The 20739-nt window shown below is 67.8% G+C and carries 20 protein-coding genes and 1 tRNA gene; 15 read left to right on the forward strand and 6 right to left on the reverse strand.

Annotation, left to right across the window (positions count from 1 at the left end; genetic code table 11):
• Positions 1 to 15: 15 nt before the first annotated feature.
• The 3 genes from J7I44_RS15955 to J7I44_RS15965 form a co-directional block, all read right to left on the reverse strand.
• Positions 16 to 543, reverse strand: coding sequence for a 3-hydroxyanthranilate 3,4-dioxygenase (locus J7I44_RS15955; protein WP_209623053.1), 528 nt, complete (start codon positions 541 to 543; stop codon positions 16 to 18).
• Positions 544 to 836: 293 nt separating this feature from the next.
• Entirely contained in the window at positions 837 to 2726 is a 1890-nt protein-coding gene (gene parE / locus J7I44_RS15960) for a DNA topoisomerase IV subunit B (RefSeq protein WP_209623055.1), read from the reverse strand.
• A gap of 218 nt (positions 2727 to 2944) precedes the next feature.
• Positions 2945 to 4744, reverse strand: coding sequence for an aminopeptidase P family protein (locus J7I44_RS15965; RefSeq protein WP_209623057.1), 1800 nt, complete (start codon positions 4742 to 4744; stop codon positions 2945 to 2947).
• Between the two features lie 346 nt (positions 4745 to 5090).
• Between J7I44_RS15965 and pyrG the strand changes: the two genes are divergently transcribed.
• From pyrG to truD, 8 genes are all read left to right on the forward strand, one after another.
• A complete protein-coding gene (gene pyrG / locus J7I44_RS15970; RefSeq protein WP_209623059.1) occupies positions 5091 to 6764 on the forward strand; it encodes a CTP synthase in 1674 nt (557 codons plus the stop codon).
• Between the two features lie 91 nt (positions 6765 to 6855).
• Positions 6856 to 7689 (forward strand): 3-deoxy-8-phosphooctulonate synthase, encoded by an 834-nt coding sequence (gene kdsA / locus J7I44_RS15975; RefSeq protein WP_209623061.1) that lies wholly within the window; start codon positions 6856 to 6858, stop codon positions 7687 to 7689.
• A gap of 115 nt (positions 7690 to 7804) precedes the next feature.
• Positions 7805 to 9103, forward strand: a complete 1299-nt coding sequence (eno, locus tag J7I44_RS15980; RefSeq protein ID WP_209623063.1) for a phosphopyruvate hydratase — start codon at positions 7805 to 7807, stop codon at positions 9101 to 9103.
• 21 nt (positions 9104 to 9124) lie between these two features.
• Positions 9125 to 9451: a cell division protein FtsB gene (ftsB, locus tag J7I44_RS15985; protein ID WP_209623064.1), complete on the forward strand. Its 327-nt coding sequence runs from the start codon at positions 9125 to 9127 to the stop codon at positions 9449 to 9451.
• A 1-nt stretch (position 9452) separates the two neighbouring features.
• On the forward strand, positions 9453 to 10142 hold the full coding sequence (gene ispD / locus J7I44_RS15990; protein ID WP_209623067.1) for a 2-C-methyl-D-erythritol 4-phosphate cytidylyltransferase: 690 nt from the start codon (positions 9453 to 9455) through the stop codon (positions 10140 to 10142).
• Positions 10142 to 10615: a 2-C-methyl-D-erythritol 2,4-cyclodiphosphate synthase gene (gene ispF, locus J7I44_RS15995; RefSeq protein WP_245188231.1), complete on the forward strand. Its 474-nt coding sequence runs from the start codon at positions 10142 to 10144 to the stop codon at positions 10613 to 10615. The genes ispD and ispF overlap by 1 nt, the downstream gene beginning before the upstream one ends.
• Positions 10612 to 11997, forward strand: coding sequence for a magnesium transporter (mgtE, locus tag J7I44_RS16000; protein WP_209623071.1), 1386 nt, complete (start codon positions 10612 to 10614; stop codon positions 11995 to 11997). The genes ispF and mgtE overlap by 4 nt, the downstream gene beginning before the upstream one ends.
• A gap of 43 nt (positions 11998 to 12040) precedes the next feature.
• Positions 12041 to 13048 carry a tRNA pseudouridine(13) synthase TruD gene (truD, locus tag J7I44_RS16005; protein ID WP_209623073.1) on the forward strand — a complete coding sequence of 336 codons (1008 nt, stop codon included), beginning with the start codon at positions 12041 to 12043 and terminating at the stop codon, positions 13046 to 13048.
• A 127-nt stretch (positions 13049 to 13175) separates the two neighbouring features.
• Here the strand turns inward: truD and J7I44_RS16010 are convergent, their stop codons facing one another.
• Complete coding sequence (locus J7I44_RS16010; protein ID WP_209623075.1) at positions 13176 to 13727, reverse strand: Smr/MutS family protein; 552 nt, start codon at positions 13725 to 13727, stop codon at positions 13176 to 13178.
• 179 nt (positions 13728 to 13906) lie between these two features.
• Here J7I44_RS16010 and surE point away from each other — a divergent pair, with 179 nt between their 5' ends.
• From surE to J7I44_RS16030, 4 genes are read left to right on the forward strand one after another with little or no spacing between them, the layout of a single operon-like run.
• Positions 13907 to 14686, forward strand: coding sequence for a 5'/3'-nucleotidase SurE (gene surE, locus J7I44_RS16015; RefSeq protein WP_209623077.1), 780 nt, complete (start codon positions 13907 to 13909; stop codon positions 14684 to 14686).
• A 10-nt stretch (positions 14687 to 14696) separates the two neighbouring features.
• Positions 14697 to 15386, forward strand: coding sequence for a protein-L-isoaspartate(D-aspartate) O-methyltransferase (locus J7I44_RS16020; RefSeq protein ID WP_245188232.1), 690 nt, complete (start codon positions 14697 to 14699; stop codon positions 15384 to 15386).
• 32 nt (positions 15387 to 15418) lie between these two features.
• Positions 15419 to 16027 (forward strand): YqaA family protein, encoded by a 609-nt coding sequence (locus J7I44_RS16025; protein ID WP_209623079.1) that lies wholly within the window; start codon positions 15419 to 15421, stop codon positions 16025 to 16027.
• Positions 16028 to 16065: 38 nt separating this feature from the next.
• Positions 16066 to 16917 carry a peptidoglycan DD-metalloendopeptidase family protein gene (locus tag J7I44_RS16030; RefSeq protein ID WP_245188261.1) on the forward strand — a complete coding sequence of 284 codons (852 nt, stop codon included), beginning with the start codon at positions 16066 to 16068 and terminating at the stop codon, positions 16915 to 16917.
• 50 nt (positions 16918 to 16967) lie between these two features.
• On the opposite strand, the gene J7I44_RS16035 is transcribed toward J7I44_RS16030, so the two are convergent.
• Both J7I44_RS16035 and yhbY read right to left on the reverse strand, forming a co-directional pair.
• The gene (locus J7I44_RS16035) at positions 16968 to 17357 is read right to left on the reverse strand and encodes an Mth938-like domain-containing protein (protein ID WP_209623083.1); all 390 of its coding nucleotides are present in this window, start codon (positions 17355 to 17357) and stop codon (positions 16968 to 16970) included.
• On the reverse strand, positions 17357 to 17653 hold the full coding sequence (yhbY, locus tag J7I44_RS16040) for a ribosome assembly RNA-binding protein YhbY (protein WP_209623085.1): 297 nt from the start codon (positions 17651 to 17653) through the stop codon (positions 17357 to 17359). The genes J7I44_RS16035 and yhbY overlap by 1 nt, the downstream gene beginning before the upstream one ends.
• Before the next feature lie 82 nt (positions 17654 to 17735).
• Between yhbY and rlmE the strand changes: the two genes are divergently transcribed.
• The 3 genes from rlmE to J7I44_RS16055 all read left to right on the forward strand — a co-directional run bounded on the left by rlmE (position 17736) and on the right by J7I44_RS16055 (position 20628).
• The gene (gene rlmE / locus J7I44_RS16045; RefSeq protein ID WP_209623087.1) at positions 17736 to 18386 is read left to right on the forward strand and encodes a 23S rRNA (uridine(2552)-2'-O)-methyltransferase RlmE; all 651 of its coding nucleotides are present in this window, start codon (positions 17736 to 17738) and stop codon (positions 18384 to 18386) included.
• Positions 18383 to 20326, forward strand: coding sequence for an ATP-dependent zinc metalloprotease FtsH (gene ftsH, locus J7I44_RS16050; RefSeq protein ID WP_209623089.1), 1944 nt, complete (start codon positions 18383 to 18385; stop codon positions 20324 to 20326). Before rlmE ends, ftsH begins: the two co-directional genes overlap by 4 nt.
• Before the next feature lie 225 nt (positions 20327 to 20551).
• Positions 20552 to 20628: transfer RNA gene (locus J7I44_RS16055), tRNA-Arg, on the forward strand.
• Positions 20629 to 20739: the final 111 nt, after the last annotated feature.

Below are 20739 nucleotides of genomic sequence, written 5' to 3' on the forward strand. Positions count from 1 at the left end.
GCCCACCCTGCGCCGTCAGGCGGGCTCGTACCGTGCGGGGGCGGGGTTCAGGTGCCCGCAGGCGTCGCAGGTGCGTGCTTCGCGTGAGCGGTAGAAGCGATCGAACACGGGCGGGAAATCCTGTTCAATGCTCTGCAGCGTGAAGTACTCCTCGTACAACTTGTGGTTGCAGCGCTCGCAGAACCACAGCAGGCCGTCCTGTTCGCCAGCCAGACGGCGGCGTTCGATCACCAGACCCACCGATTCGGGCATGCGCTGGGGCGAATGCGGCACCCGTGCGGGCAGGTAGAACAGCTCGCCGGCCCGGATCGGAATGTCCCGCGCGGCACCTTCATCCTGCACCTTGAGCACCATCTCGCCTTCGAGCTGGTAGAAGAACTCCGGTCCTTCGTCGTAATGGTAGTCGGTGCGCGCATTGGGGCCACCGACGATCATGACGATGAAGTCGCCGTCGACGATGCACTTGTTGCCCACCGGCGGCTTGAGCAGATGGCGGTGTTCGTCGATCCAGCGTTGCAGGTCGATAGGCGGTAGCAGGGCCATGGCTGCGCTCGGACGGTTGGAAGCGCGTACCTTAGCGCGGACAGTGGTCGCCTGGAGCGCGCCTGTGTGCGACCGCTATGTGGGTCGTCGCGCAGGATGCGCTCTGCGCACGGTCCACGGCGATGGCCGGACCGCTACGGCTTGGGCTGACATGGTTCGCCGCGGACCGTCTCGTGGTCGAGCGGCGAGGCGGGACTGACGCGATCGCCGCACGACAGCCGGAACGCTGGATGGGCAGGCCCCGGGGCTGGCATGCGCCGCGGCCTGCCGGCTGCGCGCATGCCGGCAGGCGGTCAGACTTCCAGGGTGGCCAGGTCGCCCTTTTCTTCCAGCCAGCTCTTGCGGTCGCCGGCACGTTTCTTCGCCAGCAGCATATCCATCAGCTTGGCCGTACCTTCACTGTCGTCGACGGTCAGCTGGACCAGGCGGCGGGTGTCCGGATGGATGGTCGACTCGCGCAGCTGCGCCGGGTTCATCTCGCCCAGACCCTTGAAGCGGGTGACCGAGACGGCGCCCTTCATTTTCTCGCGCTCGATCTTCTGCAGCATGGACTGCTTTTCGGCCTCGTCCAGGCAATAGAACACCTGCTTGCCCACGTCCACGCGGAACAGCGGCGGCATCGCCACGAACACGTGGCCCTCGCGCACCAGGGACGGGAAGTGGCGCAGGAAAAGGGCCGAGAGCAGGGTTGCGATGTGCAGGCCGTCGGAGTCGGCATCGGCCAGGATGATCACCTTGCCGTAGCGCAGGCCGGAGAGGTCGTCCTTGCCCGGATCGCAGCCGATGGCCACGGCCAGGTTGTGGACTTCCTCCGAGGCAAGCACGGAGGTCGACTCGACTTCCCAGGTGTTCAGGATCTTGCCGCGCAGCGGCAGGATCGCCTGGAACTCCTTGTCGCGCGCCTGCTTGGCGCTGCCGCCAGCCGAATCGCCCTCGACCAGGAACAGCTCCGTGCGGGTGAGGTCGGTGGCGGTGCAGTCGGCCAGCTTGCCGGGCAGGGCGGGGCCCTGGGTGATCTTCTTGCGCACCACCTGCTTGGCCGCCTTCAGGCGCGCGCTGGCGCGCTCGATGGCGAGCTGGGCGATCTTTTCGCCCAGGTCCACGTGCTGGTTGAGCCATAGGCTGAAGGCGTCGTGCACCACGCTCTCGCACAGCGCCGCGGCATTGCGCGAGGACAGGCGCTCCTTGGTCTGGCCGGCGAACTGCGGGTCCTGCAACTTGGCCGAGAGCACGAAAGCCAGGCGTTCCCACACGTCTTCAGGCGCCAGCTTCACGCCGCGCGGCAGCAGGTTGCGGATATCGCAGAATTCGCGGATGGCGTTGGTCAGGCCCGAGCGCAAGCCGTTGACGTGGGTGCCGCCCTGTGCGGTGGGGATCAGGTTGACGTAGCTCTCCTGCACCAGCTCACCCTCGGGCAGCCAGGTAAGCGCAACGTCCAGCCCCTCGGTGTCGCGGGCCACGTGGTGCACGAACAGCTCCGAAGGGATCGCCTCGGCGCCATCAAGCTCGCCGCGCAGGTAGTCGCGCAGGCCGTCCTCGTAGTACCACTCGCTGGTTTCGCCGCTGGTCTCGTCGACCAGTTTGACGTTGAGGCCTGCGCACAACACGGCCTTGGCGCGCAGCAGGTGCTTGAGCTTGGGCACCGAGATCTTCGGCGAATCGAAGTATTTCGGATCGGCCCAGAAGCGCACGGTGGTGCCGGTCTTCTTCTTGGGTACCGAGCCGATGACCTCCAGCTCGCTGACGCGATCGCCGTGCTCGAACGCCATGCGGTATTCGCTGCCGTCGCGGCGGATGGTCACTTCCACGCGTTGCGAGAGGGCGTTGACCACCGACACGCCGACGCCGTGAAGGCCGCCGGAGAAGTTGTAATTCTTGCCGCTGAACTTGCCGCCCGCGTGCAGGCGGGTGAGGATCAGTTCCACGCCCGGCACGCCTTCCTCCGGATGGATGTCCACCGGCATGCCGCGACCGTCGTCGCTGACCTCGACCGAGCCATCGGTGTGCAACACCACCTCGATCGCTCGGGCGTGTCCGGCCAGTGCCTCGTCCACCGAGTTGTCGATGACTTCCTGCGCCAGGTGGTTCGGGCGCGAGGTGTCGGTGTACATGCCGGGGCGGCGTTTGACGGGATCGAGGCCGGAGAGGACTTCGATGTCGGCGGCGTTGTAGCGACTGCTCATGCGTGGGGTCGGTCAGGGGACGGAAGCGTTGCAGGATGGCGAGAGGCGGGCGGGGTGGTCAAGCGGAGACGCTCGCGGGCGGTGCCCCCGCCCGCCTCCGACACCTTCTCCGCGTTGCGGGATGGAGGCTCGACAGGAGAGGGCGGGGTGTTCGTGTCGCACCTCGTTCTATGCAGGGAGGTGCCCGCAAGCGCGGATGGAGGCACCCTTGCGCCGAACTACAGTGGCGCGCAGTGCCGCTCCAGCCACGCCAGGTCCGCATCCTCCAGCAACGGCGCCAGGGCCGCCCGCACGGTGGCGTGGTAGTCGTCCAGCCAGGCGCGCTCTTCCGGGTTGAGCAGGCCCGCTTCCAGCGCGCGACGATCGAACGGGCACAGCGTGAGCGTCTCGAAGGCGTAGAACTCGCCGAACTCGGTCTGGTCCGCCTGCACCACGACCGCGAGGTTCTCGTGGCGGATCCCGTGGCGCGCCGGCTTGTATAGGCCCGGTTCGATCGAAGTGATCATGCCCGGCTCCAGCGGCACCAGTGCCCCCTGGGGCGCCGGCGGGCGGATCGCATGCGGGCCTTCGTGCACGTTGAGGAAGTAACCCACGCCGTGGCCGGTGCCATGGCCGTAGTCCAGGCCGCTGGCCCACAGCGGCGCACGCGCCAGCGCGTCCAGCTGCGGGCCGCTCGCGCCCTTGGGAAAGCGAGCGCGGGACAACGCGATCAGGCCCTTCATCACCAGCGTGGCGTCGCGACGCTGCTCGGCGCTGGTCTCGCCCAGCGCCAGCACGCGGGTGATGTCGGTGGTGCCGCCGAGGTACTGGCCGCCGGAGTCGACCAGCAGCAGGCCCTTGCGCTGCAGCGTGCTGTGCGCTTCTGGGGTGGCGCGGTAGTGGGGCAGGGCGCCGTTGGCCTGGTAGCCGGCGATCGTGGCGAAGCTTTCACCGATGAAGTCCGGCTGTGCCGAGCGCTCGTCGCGCAGCAGCGCATCGACATCCAGCTCGGACTGCGTCATGCCGGCGGCCAGGCGCTCTTCCAGCCGGCGGAAGGCACGCACCAGTGCGGCGCCATCGCGGCGCATCACCTCGCGGATGTGTTCGAGCTCGGCTTCGGTCTTGCGGGCCTTGAAGGCCGTCGAGGGGTTGGCCGCTTCCACGCGCCCGGCCTCGGTGCCGATCGCGTCGGCCACGGTGCAAACCACGCGGGCTGGATCGAGCAGCAGGCGCGCGTTCTTGCCCAGCTCCCCCAGCGCGTCGGTGACCGTGGCGTAATCGGCGATGCGGATGCCGTCGGCCTTGAGCGCGGCGACCAGCGTATCGGACAACTTGCCGCGGTCGACGAACAGCGTGGCGGGCCCGTCGGTCTGCACCAGCAGGTGGGCCAGGAACACCGGATTGCACTCCACGTCGCTGCCGCGCAGGTTGGTCAGCCAGGCGACGTCGTCCAGGCTGGACACCAGGTGGTGCGTGGCCTGCTGGCGACGCAGGCTGGCGCGCAGGCGTTCGAGTTTTTCCGCGCGGGTGGCCCCCGGGAAGCCGGAGGCGTGTTCGAACACCGGCGCCCTGGGCAGGGCGGGCCGGTCCGTCCAGACCTCGCCCGGCAGGTCCAGGTCCGTGCGCACCCGCGCGCCGGCCTCGCCAAGCAGGCGTTCGACCTGCTTGCGGGCGGCGACGGACAGGCTGTCGCCGGCGACCGCCAGCACGTCGCCCTCGTTGAGGTGTTCCTGCAGCCACTGCAGGTGCTCGGGGGCGTGCGAGATCTTCTGCTTCTTGAGCGCCACGCCCGTGCCGGCCAGCTGCTGTTCGGCCTGGGAAAAGTAACGCGAGTCGGTCCACAGGTCGGCGGCGTGGGCGGTTACCACCAGCGTGCCGGCCGAGCCGGTGAAGCCGGACAGCCACTCGCGCGCGGCCCAGTGCGCGGGCAGGTACTCGGACAGGTGCGGGTCGGCGGAAGGGATCAGGCAGGCGGCAACGCCGTGCTTCTGCATGGCCATGCGCAGGGCCGCAAGGCGGGAGGGGATGGGGGTGGTCATCCATCCATGCTAGCGCCTTCCACGAGAGTGGTTCACGCCCGGTGCGGGCAAGAACCACCGGGGTCGAAGCGCCGCGGCGGTCCCGGTGAGCCCTTCGACTCCATCGCCTGGCGCTAAGCCAGGGCGAACGGTGTGGCGGATATGGTGAGGCCGAACCACAGCCCTCTATCGTTGGTGGAGAGGGCTCGAAGGGCCGATCAGGGAACGGGCGGAGCGCGGAATCGGGTGCCAGCGAACCCTTGCCCGGAGGGAAAGGGGCCCCGAGCATGAATCGCGCGACTCTTTAAGTCTCGCCGCCGGGCCCGTCACCCGCTAAAATGCCGAATTTCCAGCACGGCTGCATTCCATGACCCCCCTGATTTTCGTCACCGGCGGTGTGGTGTCCTCGCTCGGCAAGGGCATCGCGGCGGCGTCGCTTGCGTCCATCCTCGAGGCGCGCGGGCTTTCGGTCACCATGATGAAGCTCGATCCCTATATCAATGTGGATCCGGGCACCATGAGTCCCTTCCAGCACGGCGAGGTCTACGTGACCGACGACGGCGCGGAGACCGACCTGGACCTGGGTCATTACGAGCGCTTCGTCCACACCCGCCTGACCGGCAAGAACTCGATCACCACCGGCAAGATCTACGAGTCGGTGATCCGCAAGGAGCGCCGCGGCGATTACCTGGGCGCCACCGTGCAGGTGATCCCGCACATCACCGACGAGATCAAGCACTGCGTGCACGAGGCCACCCGCGGCTTCGACGTGGCGCTGGTAGAGATCGGCGGCACCGTCGGCGACATCGAATCGCTGCCGTTCCTGGAGGCGATCCGCCAGTTGCGCATCGAGCACGGGCCGGAGAAGTGCCTGTTCATGCACCTGACCCTGGTCCCGTACATCAAGGCCGCCGGCGAGATCAAGACCAAGCCGACCCAGCACTCGGTCAAGGAACTGCGCTCGATCGGCATCCAGCCGGACATCCTGCTGTGCCGTTGCGAAGAGGCTTTGCCGGAGAGCGAGCGGCGCAAGATCGCGCTGTTCACCAACGTGCCGGAAAACGCCGTCATCAGCGCGGTGGACGTGGACGTGATCTACAAGACTCCGCTGTGGCTGCACGGCCAGGGCCTGGACGACATCGTGGTCAAGCGCCTTGGGCTGGACGCCAAGCCGGCGGACCTGTCCAGCTGGCGCCGTACCGTCGAGGCGGTCGAGCATCCGAAGGACGAGGTCACCATCGCGATCGTGGGCAAGTACGTCGAGCACAAGGACGCCTACAAGTCGCTCGGCGAGGCGCTGCGCCACGGCGGCATCAAGCAGCAGACCCGCGTCAACCTGGACTGGATCGATTCCGAACAGGTCGAGGCCGAGGGCGCGCAGAAGGTGCTCGGCAAGGCCGACGCGATCCTGGTGCCGGGCGGCTTTGGCAAGCGCGGGTTCGAGGGCAAGGTGCTCTCGGCCAAGTACGCCCGCGAGAACGGGGTGCCGTATTTCGGCATTTGCTACGGCATGCACGCGGCGGTGGTCGACTTCGCCCGCAACGTGGCGGGCCTGAAGGACGCCGATTCCAGCGAGAACGACCGCAACACCGCCAACCCGGTGATCGCGCTGATCACCGAGTGGACCACCGCCACCGGCGAGACCGAACAGCGCAGCGAGCACTCGGACCTGGGCGGCACCATGCGCCTGGGCTCGCAGGAAGCGCGCCTGAAGACCGGCACGCTGGCGCGCGAGACCTACGGCCAGGAAGTGGTGCGCGAGCGCCATCGCCACCGCTACGAATTCAACAACCGCTACCGACAGGATTTCGAGGATCTGGGCCTGGTGGTTTCCGGCAAGTCGATGGACGACCTGCTGGTGGAGATCGTCGAGCTGCCGCAGCAGAAGCACCCGTGGTTCCTGGCCTGCCAGGCGCACCCGGAGTTCACCTCCACGCCGCGCGACGGGCACCCGCTGTTCATCGGTTTCGTCGAGGCAGCGCGCGAGTACAAGGCGATGCGCGAAAGCGAAAAGCTGGCCGGAGCACAGGCAAGGGCGTGACTGCGCGGTAGTACGAGACTCACGGGGCGCGCGGCAGCGGCCCCTCCAGCAGTGGTCCGCCGGTCAGGCGGGCCCATGACGGGAAACACCCATGAAGCTTTGCGGTTTTGAAGTTGGCCTCGACCAGCCCCTGTTCCTGATCGCCGGCCCCTGCGTGGTCGAGTCCGAACAGCTGCAACTCGATGTGGCCGGCCAGTTGAAGGAAATCACCGCTCGGCTCGGCGTGAACTTCATCTTCAAGTCCAGCTTCGACAAGGCCAACCGCTCCTCCGGCCAGAGCTTCCGCGGCCCGGGCCTGGAAGAAGGCCTGCGCGTGCTGGCCGAGGTCAAGCGCCAGATCGGCGTGCCCGTGCTCACCGACGTGCACGAATACACGCCGATGAACGAAGTGGCAGCGGTGGTCGACGTGCTGCAGACGCCCGCGTTCCTGTGCCGCCAGACCGATTTCATCCAGAACGTGGCGCGCGCCGGCAAGCCAGTGAACATCAAGAAGGGCCAATTCCTCGCGCCGTGGGACATGAAGCACGTGGTCGCCAAGGCCAAGGCCGTGGGCAACGACGACATCATGGTGTGCGAGCGCGGCGCGAGTTTCGGGTACAACAACCTGGTCTCGGACATGCGCTCGCTGAGCGTGATGCGTGAAACGGATTGCCCGGTGGTCTTCGACGCAACCCACTCGGTGCAACTGCCCGGCGGCCAGGGCGCGAGCTCCGGTGGCCAGCGCGAGTTCGTGCCGGTGCTGGCGCGCGCGGCGGTGGCGGTCGGTGTGGCTGGCCTGTTTGCCGAGACCCATCCCGATCCAAGCAAGGCGCTCTCCGACGGCCCCAATGCCTGGCCGCTGGGCAAGATGGAAGCGTTGCTGGAAACCCTGATGGAACTGGACGCCGTGACCAAGCGCCACGGCTTCCTGGAACAAGCGCTATAAGCTCGGCCTCCTTTTAGGGAGCCCGCTCGCGGGCGATGCGCTCGGCAAGACGCGAAGCGCATCGCCCGCAAGCGGGCTCCTGCGGTAACCCTTCCACCTTTGATGACGGACCACCATGACCACGACGATCACCCGCATCCACGCCCGTGAAATCCTCGACTCGCGCGGCAACCCCACGCTGGAAGCCGAAGTCACCCTGGCCGGCGGCGCGTTCGGCCGGGCGGCGGTGCCCAGCGGCGCCTCGACCGGTTCGCGCGAGGCGGTCGAGCTGCGCGACGGCGACAAGGCGCGCTATGGTGGCAAGGGCGTGACCCGCGCGGTGGCGAACGTCAATGGCGCCATCGCCGAGGCCTTGAAGGGCTTCGACGCCGCCGACCAGAAAGGTCTGGACGGCAAGCTGATCGCGCTGGACGGCACGCCGAACAAGGGCAAGCTCGGCGCCAACGCGCTGCTGGGCGTGTCGATGGCTGCAGCGCACGCGGTGGCCGCCTCGCGCGGCGAGCCGCTGTGGAAGTACCTCTCGCACGGCAAGCCGGGCAGCCTGCCGGTGCCGATGATGAACATCGTCAACGGCGGCGCGCACGCCGACAACAACGTCGACGTGCAGGAGTTCATGATCCTGCCAGTCGGCGTGCCCAACTTCGCCGAGGCGCTGCGCGCCGGCGCGGAGATCTTCCATGCGCTCAAGGCCGTGCTCAAGGGCAAGGGCCTCAGCACCGCGGTGGGTGACGAGGGCGGTTTCGCGCCGAACCTGCGCTCCAACATCGAGGCGCTCGATACCATCCTTGAGGCGGTCGGCAAGGCTGGTTACAAGGTCGGCAGCGAGATCCTGCTGGGCCTGGACGTGGCCAGTTCCGAGTTCTTCAAGAACGGCAAGTACGATCTGGAAGGCGAGGGCAAGGTCTACGCGCCGGAGCAGTTCGTCGACCTGCTGGCCGGCTGGGCGAAGCAGTACCCGATCGTCACCATCGAGGACGGCATGGCCGAGGGCGACTGGGACGGCTGGAAGCTGCTGACCGACAAGATCGGCAAAGAGGTCCAGTTGGTGGGCGACGACCTGTTCGTGACCAACCCGGCCATTTTCCGGGAAGGCATCGAAAAGCATATTGCCAATGCCATCCTGATCAAGGTCAACCAGATCGGCACGCTGTCCGAGACGCTGGAAGCCATCGCCATGGCGGATGCCGCCAGGTACGCGGCGGTGGTGTCGCATCGTTCGGGCGAAACCGAGGACACGACCATCTCGGACATCGCCGTCGCGACGACCGCGACCCAGATCAAGACCGGCTCGCTCTGCCGCACCGACCGCGTGGCCAAGTACAACCAGCTGCTGCGTATCGAGGAGCAGCTGGGCAGTACCGCCCGCTACGCCGGTCGCGACGCGTTCCCCAACCTCGCCCGCCTGCCGGGCTGACGCTGACAGGTCGCACTGCCCATGCTGCGCTGGATCGCCCTGATCCTCATCGTGATCCTGATCGGTCTGCAGCTGAAGCTGTGGACCGGCAGCGGCGGCATGCATGAAGTCCAGACGCTGCGTGCGTCGGTGCAGAAGCAGACCGGCGAGAACGACAAACTGCTACAGCGCAACCAGGCGCTGGCGGCCGACGTCAGCGACCTCAAGCACGGCGAGCAGGCGGTCGAAGCGCGCGCCCGCGCGGAGCTGGGGCTGATCAAGCCCGGCGAGACCTTTTATCAGGTGGTCGAACGACCGGCCGGCAGCGCCAGCAGCCCGCCGCCGGCCAGCGACAGCGGCGGGCACTGACGTGGCCCCGCTGTGGTGCGTGATACCGGCCGCCGGGCGCGGCACCCGGGTCGGCGGCGACTGCCCCAAGCAGTACCTGCCGCTGGCGGGACGCGCGTTGATCCTGCATACGCTGGAGCGGTTGGCGTCGCACCCGCGCATCGCCGGCTTGATGGTGGCGCTGGCGGCCGATGACGCGCGCTGGCCGGGCATCGCCCACATGGGCGGCAAACCCGTGCTCACCACGACCGGCGGCGGCGAGCGCGCCGACTCGGTACTGGCCGGCCTGCGCGCGCTGCCGGCCGACGTTGGCGAGCATGAATTCGTCCTGGTGCACGACGCGGCACGCCCCTGCGTGCGGGCTGCGGACATCGAACGGCTGGTCGAGCTGGCGTCGGCGGTCGAGGGTGGCCTGCTCGGTGCGCCGCTGCGCGATACCCTCAAGCGCGCCGACGAACGCCATCGCAGTGTCCGGACCGAGCCGCGCGAACAGCGCTGGCGCGCCTTCACGCCACAGATGTTCCGCCGCGGGCAGCTTGTGGCAGCGCTGGAGGCGGCCAGCCGCGCGGGTGTGCCGGTCAGCGACGAGGCGATGGCCATGGAGCACTCGGGCGTTGCGCCGCTGCTGGTGGAGGGTGCCGAGGACAACATCAAGGTGACGACGGCCGCGGATTTCGCGCTGGCCGAGTTCCTGCTGACGAGGACGGGGTGATGCGCATAGGCCAGGGTTTCGACGTGCACGCGTTCGGCGAGGGCGATTTCGTCGTGCTCGGCGGCGTGCGTGTGCCGCACCATCGCGGCGTGGTCGCGCACTCCGACGGCGACGTCGTGATCCACGCGCTGTGCGACGCCATTTTCGGCGCGCTGGCGCTCGGCGACATCGGCAGGCACTTCCCGCCGTCGGACGAGCGCTGGCGCGATGCCGACAGCCGCCAGTTCCTGCGCCACGCGGCGCTTCTGATGTCGCAGCACAACTACGCGCTGGGCAATGCGGACATCACCGTGATCGGCGAAGCGCCCAAGGTCGGCCCGCACGCCGGGGCGATGCGCGCGAACCTGGCCGAGGATCTCGCCTGTGAGGTCGCCCGCATCAGCGTCAAGGCCACCACCACCGAAAAGCTCGGCTTCACCGGCCGGGGCGAAGGCATCGCGGCGCAGGCCTGCGTGCTGCTGGAGCGCGCGTGAGCGAAGCCGAGGCCCGCGGCGCGAACCGGCTGCCGGAGCAGCTGGAAGCCATTACCGCGCTGCTGGAGCGGTTGGCCGAAACGCCCTCGCCCGACGACCAGGCACAGCTGCAGCAGCTGCTCGACGAGCTGCATCCGGCGGACATCGCTTTCGTGCTGGAGGCGCTCCCGCTCGACGAGCGCCTGGCGGTCTGGCAACGCGTCAAGGCCGACCGCGACGGCGAAATCCTGCTGGAAGTGTCCGACGCGGTTCGCGAATCGCTGATCGCGGACATGGACCAGCGCGAGATCCTCGCCGCGGTCGAGCCGCTGGATGCCGACGAGCTGGCCGATCTGGTCGAGGACCTGCCGACCGAGGTCCTGCCCGAGCTGATGGCCAGCCTCGACGCGCAGCAGCGCGAGCGGGTGCAGTCGGCGCTGTCCTGGGAAGAGGACCAGATCGGTTCGCTGATGGACTTCGAGATGGTCACGATCCGCGAGGACGTGAGCCTGGAGACCGTGCTGCGCTACCTGCGCCGCTTCGACGAGCTGCCCGCGCAGACCGACAAGCTGTTCGTGATCAACCAGGACAACCTGCTCACCGGCGTGGTGCCGCTGCACTGGCTGCTGGTCAACTCGCCGGAAAAGATGGTGAGCGAAGTGATGGCGCCGGACGTCAACACCTTCCACCCGGCCGATGACGCGTACGAGGTGGCCCAGGCGTTCGAGCGCTACGACCTGGTGACCGCGCCGGTGGTCGACGACGGCGGACGCCTGATCGGACGCATCACGGTCGATGCGATGGTCGACGTGATCCGCGAGGAGAGCGAAAGCGAAGCTCTCAGCCGCGTCGGCCTGCGCGAGGAAGAGGACATCTTCGCCTCGGTATGGGCGAGCCTGCGCAACCGCTGGTCGTGGCTGGCCATCAACCTGGTGACCGCCTTCATCGCCTCGCGCGTGATCGGCCTGTTCGAGGGCGCGATCGAGAAGCTGGTGGCGCTGGCCACGCTGATGCCGATCGTCGCCGGCATCGGCGGCAACTCCGGCAACCAGACCATCACCATGATCGTGCGCGCGCTGGCGCTCAACCAGATCACGCCTGACAGCGCCAAGCGGCTGTGGCGCAAGGAGTTGGCCGTGTCGCTGTTCAACGGCCTGGTCTGGGGCGGGGTGATCGGCGTGGTGGCTTGGCTGCTGTACGAGAACATTGCGTTGGGCGTGGTGATGACCGCGGCCATGACGCTCAACCTGCTGCTGGCCGCCTTCTGCGGCGTCGGCATACCGATGCTGATGATGAAATTCGGCCGTGACCCGGCGCTGGGATCGAGCGTATTGATCACGGCGATGACCGACAGCGGCGGGTTCTTCATCTTCCTGGGCCTCGCCTCGCTTTTCCTGATGTAGCCCGGGCTCCCACAAAGCCGGGCGAACCCGACCAAGGACCGCAGTGCACGAACTTCCCTATGCCCACGGCACCCCGCCGCTCACCGCGCAACTGCGCGCCACGCCAGAGGACTTCATCGTCGAGGAAATCCTCGGCTACGACGCCGAGGGCACGGGCGAACATGCGCTGCTGTGGGTGGAGAAGCGTGGCGCCAACACCGATTGGGTGGCGCGCGAGCTGGCCCGTTTCGCGGGTGTGCCACCGGCCGCCGTGGGTTACGCGGGCCTGAAGGACCGCCACGCGGTGACCCGGCAGGCCTTCACTGTCCAGCTGGCGGGCAAGCCCGACCCGGACTGGTCGGCCTTCCCGCATGCGGAGGTGAAAGTGCTTGCCGCCACACGGCACAACCGCAAGCTCAAGCGCGGTGCGCTGCGGGGCAACCGCTTCGTGCTGGTGCTGCGCGATGCGCAGGGTGATCGCGCAGAGGCCGAGCGGGTGCTGGCGGCCATCGCCGCGCGCGGCGTGCCCAACTACTTCGGCGAACAGCGCTTCGGCCGCGAGGGCGGCAACGTGGCGCAGGCGAGGGCCATGTTCGCCGGCCGCCGGGTCGACCGCGACAAGCGCAGCTTTCTGCTGTCGGCCGCCCGCTCGCACATCTTCAATGGTGTGCTTGCCGCGCGCGTGGAGCAGGGCGCATGGGACACGCCGCTGGACGGGGAGATCTGGTCACTTGCCGGTTCGCGCTCCTGGTTCGGACCGGAACCCTTCGACGCCACGCTGGCCGAGCGCCTGGCGAAGGGAGATATCCACCCCTCTGGCTCGCTCTGGGGGCAGGGCGAACCGCCGACGACAGCCGCGGCAGGCGCGCTGGAACGCGAAGTTGCAGCGCGCGATAGCGACCTGGCCGAGGGCCTTGCGGCGGCCCGCATGGATCAGGAGCGCCGCCCCCTGCGCCTGCTGCCTCGCCATCTCTCCTGGCGCTGGTTGGCCGACGACGCACTGGAGCTGGGCTTCGAACTGCCCGCTGGCGCCTATGCCACCGTGGTGGCACGCGAGCTGGCGCAGGCCTGAGGCTCCTTGGTTTGCCCTGGCGGGCGCACTGGTGCGGTGGTTCTCGGTCAGCTCGCGGTGCTGGGACCGGCGCGGCGTGCCGCTGGCGTGGCGCCGGTGGCGGCCATACGCGCCGACTGATCCGCCGCTAGGCGTTTTTCAGCAGGACCACGACGGCGCCGGTGCCACCTTGGGCAGGCTTGGCCGAGGCGAAGGCGACCACGTCGTCGCGGCGGCGCAGCAGGCGGTCGGTGAGCACCTTCAGTACCGGGCCGGCAGCTTTGGAGCGCAGGCCTTTGCCGTGCACGATGCGCACGCAGCGCAGCCCGTGCTGGCGGGCCTCGGCCAGAAAGCTGACGATGCTGGCCTGGGCGGCCGCGGCGTTCATGTGGTGCAGGTCCAGTTCGTCCTGGATGCTGAACTGGCCCCGCTTGAGCTGGCGCAACAGGCGCGGTGGGTAGCCATCGCGCAGGTAGCCCAGCTCCTCGCCGATTTCCATCAGTGCGGGATCGAAGGCAAGCTCCAGCAGCTCGCCCGGGACGGCCGCTTCGTCCGCTTCGAGCATGTGCGCACGCGGTTCCGGCCGGGGTGCAGGTGGCGGCGGGCTATCGGCGCGGATTTCGCGTACCGGCCCGATGGCATCACGGAACAGTCGGATGTCGTTCTCGTCAGGCTCGGATGGGCTGCGGCGCTTCTTCATGGGGCCATGCTAACAAGGGACCGGTGGCCATTTTCCTCAAACCCCGCCGCCATCCGCTCCGTTCGCCGAGCGCGAGGATTCCGACCGCCTGCCCGTGAAAGAGGTGGGCCGGTCCGGTAGACTTCGAAGGATTCGGAGCGCGCCTTCGGGGCCGCGCTCGTGCATCTGTACGGAACATCATGCGAGTCCTGGTAAGCAACGACGACGGCGTGGACGCCCCCGGCATCCGCGTATTGGCCGACTCTCTGGCGGCGGTGGGGCAGGTGACGGTGGTGGCGCCCGACCGCGACCGTTCCGGCGCCAGCAACTCGCTCACCCTGGACGCGCCGATCCGCGCGCTGAAGATGGAGGATGGCCGCTATCGCGTGGCCGGCACGCCGACCGATTGCGTGCACCTGGCGCTGGCCGGCCTGCTCGAGCATGAACCGGACATCGTGGTGTCCGGCATCAACAACTCGGCCAACCTTGGTGACGATGTCATCTACTCGGGCACCGTGTCCGCGGCGATGGAAGGGCGCTTCCTCGGCCTGCCGGCGATCGCCGTCTCGCTGGCCAGCCGCGACCACAAGGGCGATCACTACGACTCGGCCGCGCAGGCCGTGCTGATCCTGATGCGCCGCCTGCTGGTCGATCCGCTGCCGGCCGACACCATCCTCAACGTCAACGTGCCGGACCGGCCCTGGCATGAGATCCAGGGCTTCGAGGTCACCCGACTGGGCAAGCGGCATCGCTCGGCGCCGTGCATCGCCCAGACCGACCCGCGCGGCAAGCCGATCTGGTGGATCGGGCCGTCCGGCGGCGCCGAGGACGATGGCCCCGGCACCGACTTCGACGCGGTCCGGCGCGGCTATGTGTCGGTCACGCCGATCCACGTCGATCTCACCCGCTACCAGGCCCTGGAGAAAATCAGCGGCTGGATGCAGGCGATGACCGACGCGATGGACGAAAAGGCGGCCTGACGCGATGACGATGAACATCCATCCGCTGCCGCCGTCGGCGTTCAAGGGCGAGGGGATGACCTCGCAGCGCGCGCGCGACCGCCTGGCCGCCACGCTCAAGGAGAGCGGCATCCGCGATCCGCGCGTGATCGAAGTGATCCGCAACACACCGCGTCACCATTTCATCGACCAGGCGCTGCACTCGCGCGCCTACGAGAACACCGCATTGCCGATCGGCCACGGCCAGACCATTTCGCAGCCCTGGGTGGTCGCGCGCATGACCGAGGCGCTGCTGGAGCACTTCAACGGCGGCGTGCCGCAGAAGGTGCTGGAGATCGGCACCGGCTCCGGTTATCAGGCGGTGGTGCTGGCGGCGCTGGTCGGGCAGGTGTTCACGGTCGAGCGCATCGAGGAGCTGTTGCGCCAGGCGCGTCGGCGCTTTCGCCAATTGGGCCTGGACAACGTGCGTTCGCGCCACGACGACGGCAAGCTGGGCTGGCCGGATCAGGCGCCATTCGATGCGATCATCCTCACCGCCGCGGGCGACGCGATCCCCAGCCAGGTGCTCGACCAGCTCTCGCCGGATGGCGTGCTGGTGGCGCCGGTCGGCTCGCCCAGCAGCCAGATGCTGCTGCGCATCCGCGGCAACGGGCAGGGTGATTTCATCCAGGAAGAGCTTGGTCCGGTGAGTTTCGTGCCGCTGCTTGGCGGCATCGGTTGATGCCACCCCTCCGGCGACAAGGAATCCACTAGATGCGCCTGTTTGGAACGCTCTATTCGCGTGCACTGGTCTGGGCGCGCGACCCTCGGGCCGTGTATTACCTCAGCGGGTTGAGTTTCGTGGAAGCCTTCATCTTCCCCATCATGCCGGAGGTGATGCTGGCGCCGATGATGCTGGGCAAGCGGCAGAAGGCGTTCTTCTACGCCAACGTCAGCCTGCTGTTTTCGCTGCTCGGCTCGCTGGTGGGCTATGCGCTGGGCCATTGGGCATTCCAGGCGCTGCAACCACTGCTGGCCTCGTTGCACCTGCTCGAACCGATCGAGCAGGGGGTGGCCAGCCTGCGCTCGCAGATGAACCAGCATTGGCTGGGCCTGCTGCTGGTGCTGGCGCTGGCTGCGCTGCAGCCGGTGGTGCCGATGAAGTTCGTCACCTGGGCGTCGGGCATCGTGGGCGTGCCGGTGATCCCGTTCCTGCTGTGCATGGCGGTGGGACGCGGCAAGCGTGTGTGGCTGCTGGCGCTGCTGATCCGCCTGTTCGGCGAGCGGGCCGAGCGGCTGCTGCACAAGCACATCGAGCGTATCGGCTGGGCGGCGATCATCGTGCTGGCCCTGTTGCTGGTCTGGTGGATCTGGCTGCGTTGAGCACGGCGCTTTCCGTGAAATCGGCGTGTCGGCTGGGTATGCTGGCCGGCATGAAGAAATGGATGCGCTTCGCGGCGGCATGCTCGGCCGCGGTTCTCCTTGCCGCCTGTGGCCGGTCGGTCGTGGTCCAGCCCCATCGTGACGTGACGGCTCCGCATCGCTCGGCCGCTGCACCGCGGACGGTCCCGGGCAGTTACCGCGTACTGCGCGGGGACACGCTTTATTCCATCGCGTTCCGCCACGGATTGGATTTTCGCGATCTTGCCGCCTGGAATGGCATCGGTTCGCCTTACACGATCTGGCCGGGCCAGATGCTGCGGCTTGCTCCCACGCAGGGCCGCCCCACGGGCACGCGGCCGCCGGTCGCGTCCGCACCGGCGCGCCCCGCCGCGCCCGTGTTCAAGCCCGTCGCCCCGGCGCCTTCGCGCCCGGGAGCGGTGACGCCGGCTCCCGCTCCCGTGGCAGCCACGCCTGCGCCGCCCGCCGTGCCCGCCCCCAAAGGCGCCACGCGCACCGCGGGCGGCGTCAACTGGCGATGGCCGGCCGAGGGCACGTTGATCAAGAAATTCCAGAGTGGTGACGCGATCCCTGGCATCGAACTGGCCGGCAAGCCGGGCGATCCGGTGCGGGCCGCGGCCGATGGCGTGGTCGTGTACAGCGGCAACGGCCTGGTCGGTTACGGCGAGCTGATCATCATCAAGCACAACGACGACTTCCTGTCGGCGTATGGGCACAACCGCAAGCGGCTGGTGAAGGAAGGACAGCGGGTGAGCGCGGGGCAGTTGATCGCCGAGATGGGCTCGACCGGCGCGTCGCGTGATGAATTGCAGTTCCAGATCCGCCGCGATGGCAATCCGGTCGATCCGCTCGATTATCTGCCGTCGCGGTAAGCGCCGGCGCGGCAACGCCCGCCCTGGATGTGTTCTTCCTAGTGTGGGCTTCAGCCCGCCGACCCGGTCCCCGGCAGGATGAAAGCAGCCACCACCCGTCGGCCCTCTCCGGCCAGCAGGTCATATGTGCGCGCCGCGGCCGCGTTGTCCATCACCTCGATGCCGATGCCCTTGCGCAGGAATCCGGCCAGAAAGGCGGCCGACGGAAAGCGCTGGCGGCTGCCCGTGCCCAGCAGCACGACTTCCGGTTCCAGCGCGCGCAGAGCCTCGCCCGCAACGTCGTCCAGCGCCGTCGCCTCACCGGCTGGCCAATCCTCGACCAACCGGTCCGGCGCCAGCAGGAAGCTCGATTCCAACTCCCGGTCGACCACCGTGATCGACCGCTCGCCCACGCGGCGGATGAACAGGTAGCCCTCCGGGCGCTCGAGCGAAAGGTCCATCAGCGGGGCAGGGCGAGCTTGGGCTCGTCCTCGTTGCGGCGGAACAGCGTGACGGTATGGCCGATCTGCTGCACGCTCTCGGCGCCAGTACCGTCGGTCAGGCAGGCGATCTGCGCGTCCCGCGCTTCCTTGTCGCCACCGGAGAGTTTCACCTTGACCAGTTCGTGGTGGCTCAGCGCCAGGTCCAGCTCCTTGACCACGGCGGGCGTCGCGCCCTTGGCACCAAGCAGGATCACCGGGTGCAGGTCGTGCGCAAGGCTGCGCAGGTAGCGGCGCTGGGAGGGGGAGATCGGCATGCGGAAAGGGTCCACGATTCGCGGTCAGGGGGTCGTAAAGGGTATCATGCGACCGTCCTTCCCCATCGGTGCCCCCTGCCGCATGTCCCGCAGCAAAAGCAGCTCCCGGTGGCTCCGGGAGCACTTCGACGACGTCTACGTGAAGAAGGCCCAGGCCGAGGGACTGCGCTCGCGTGCGGTGTTCAAGCTGGAGGAGCTGATCGAGCGCGACCGCCTGCTCAAGCCGGGGATGCGCGTGGTCGACCTGGGCGCGGCCCCCGGCGGCTGGTCGCAGCTGGTACGCCAACGCCTGGGCGACAACGGCACGGTGATCGCGCTGGACATTCTCCCGATGCAGGGGATCGCGGGAGTGGATTTCATCGAGGGCGATTTCCGTGAGGAAAGCGTGCTGCACCAACTGGAGCAGCGCCTGGGAGGGCAGCCGGTCGATCTTGTACTGTCGGACATGGCCCCCAATATGAGTGGTGTGGCGCTGGCCGACCAGATCCGTGCGATGGACCTGGCCGATCTGGCGCTGGATTTCTCCCGGCAATGGCTCAAACCGGGTGGTGCGTTCCTGATCAAGCTGTTTCAGGGCGCCGGCTTCGATGACTACCTGCGCAACTTGCGCGCGCAGTTCGCGCGCGTAACCATGCGTAAACCCAAGGCTTCGCGCGCGCGTTCGCGCGAGGTGTATGCGCTCGCCACCGGCAAGAAGGCCGGGGGCGGGCAAACGGACGAGACCCGCGCATGAACGAAATGGCGAAAAACCTGTTGCTCTGGCTGATCATCGCGGTGGTCCTGCTGACGGTCTTCCAGAGCTTCAATCCGCACGGCGGCTCCTCGTCTGATCTGCCTTACTCGAGCTTCGTGCAGAGTGTGGACAGCGGCAACGTCGCCAGCGCCACGATCAGCGCCGACAACCCCGCCACCATCACCGGCAAGCTGAAGGATGGCAGCGCCTTCCGCACCGTCGCGCCCGTGCTCGGCTTCTCCACCAACGGGGTGGTCAAGCAGATGCAGGACAAGAACGTGGTGGTGACCCAGGAGCCGTCCAACAACGGCTTCTCGCTGCTCGGCCTGCTGGTCAACTGGCTGCCGATCATCCTGATCGTGGGCGTGTTCATCTGGTTCATGCGCCAGATGCAGGCCGGCGCGGGCGGGCGCGGCGCGATGAGCTTCGGCCGCTCGCGCGCCAAGCTGCAGGGCGAGGACCAGGTCAAGGTCAACTTCAGCGACGTTGCCGGTTGCGACGAGGCGAAGGAGGAAGTCGGCGAACTGGTCGAGTTCCTGCGCGATCCGGGCAAGTTCCAGAAGCTGGGCGGCAAGATTCCGCGCGGCGTGCTGATGGTCGGCCCGCCCGGCACCGGCAAGACGCTACTGGCCAAGGCCATCGCCGGCGAGGCCAAGGTGCCGTTCTTCTCGATCTCCGGTTCGGACTTCGTCGAGATGTTCGTCGGCGTCGGCGCCAGCCGCGTGCGCGACATGTTCGAGCAGGCCAAGAAGCATGCGCCGTGCATCATCTTCATCGACGAGATCGACGCGGTCGGTCGCCATCGCGGCGCTGGCCTGGGCGGTGGCCACGACGAGCGCGAGCAGACGCTGAATCAGCTGCTGGTCGAGATGGATGGCTTCGAGGGGACCGAGGGCATCATCGTCATTGCGGCGACCAACCGGCCCGACGTGCTCGATCCGGCGCTGCTGCGTCCGGGCCGTTTCGACCGCCAGGTGGTCGTCGGCCTGCCTGACGTGAAGGGCCGCGAGCAGATCCTCAAGGTACACCTGCGCAAGGTGCCCACCGCCAGCGACGTCAACCCGATGGTGATCGCGCGCGGCACGCCGGGCTTCTCCGGCGCGGACCTGGCCAACCTGGTCAACGAGGCGGCGCTGTTCGCCGCGCGCGAGAACGCCCGCGAAGTGCGCATGAGCCACCTGGACAAGGCGCGCGACAAGATCCTGATGGGCACCGAGCGCCGCTCGATGGCCATGAGCGAGGACGAGAAGCGCCTGACCGCCTTCCACGAGGCCGGCCACGCCATCGTCGGCCGCCTGGTGCCCGAGCACGACCCGGTCTACAAGGTCACCATCATCCCGCGCGGTCGCGCGCTTGGCGTGACCATGTACCTGCCCGAGGCCGACAAGTATTCGATCAACCGCGTGGCGATCGAATCGCAGCTCTGCTCGCTCTACGGTGGCCGTGTCGCCGAGGAGCTCATCTTCGGCGCCGACAAGGTCACCACGGGCGCGTCCAACGACATCGAGCGGGCCACCAAGATGGCGCGCAACATGGTCACCAAGTGGGGCCTGTCCGACGAGCTCGGGCCGGTTACCTATGGCGAGGACGAGGACGAGGTTTTCCTGGGCCGCTCGGTCACGCAGCACAAGAATGTCTCCAACGAGACGGCCCGACGCATCGACGAAGTCGTACGCGACATCCTTGATCGCGCCTACGCACGCAGCAAGCGGCTGTTGACCGATAACCTCGACAAGCTGCACGTCATGGCCGACGCGTTGCTTCAGTACGAGACCATCGACGCACGGCAGATCGACGACATCATGGCGGGCCGCCAGCCGGGCGAGCCGGCCGACTGGTCCAAGCCGTCTTCGGGTGGTTCGGTACCGCCGAACCTGCCGCCACGTGGCGATGCCGGCTCACCCAAGCTCGGTGACCCGGCGACGCAGCCGCATGGTTGAACCGGCGTGACCTTCCCTGCATGGCGGGGAAGGGACGTGCAAGCATGGTTCCGTTTGGACGTCCAAATCTTCGAGCGCTGGCAACGGGAAAAAAATCTCCGCGGCAGAAAGCAAAGATTTTTTGAAAAAGGTGTTGACGCAGCGGCGTCCAATCTGAATAATTCCGCTTCTTGCTTCGGCACCCATCGCTTCGGCGGTGGTCCCACGGCAAACCAGTTTCACCGCGCGCCCGTAGCTCAGTTGGATAGAGTACCAGGCTACGAACTTGGTGGTCGGGAGTTCGAATCTCTCCGGGCGCGCCATTTACATCGCAAGTCGTGATGTTCGCACCATGACTTGTTCGTCGGCTCTGTTGCCGATGGGGTCGGAACGGATTCTGACGTGCTGGAACGGATTGACGAGGTGAGGCGTCA

This window comes from Frateuria flava (genome assembly GCF_017837635.1).
Lineage (GTDB): Bacteria > Pseudomonadota > Gammaproteobacteria > Xanthomonadales > Rhodanobacteraceae > Frateuria_A > Frateuria_A flava.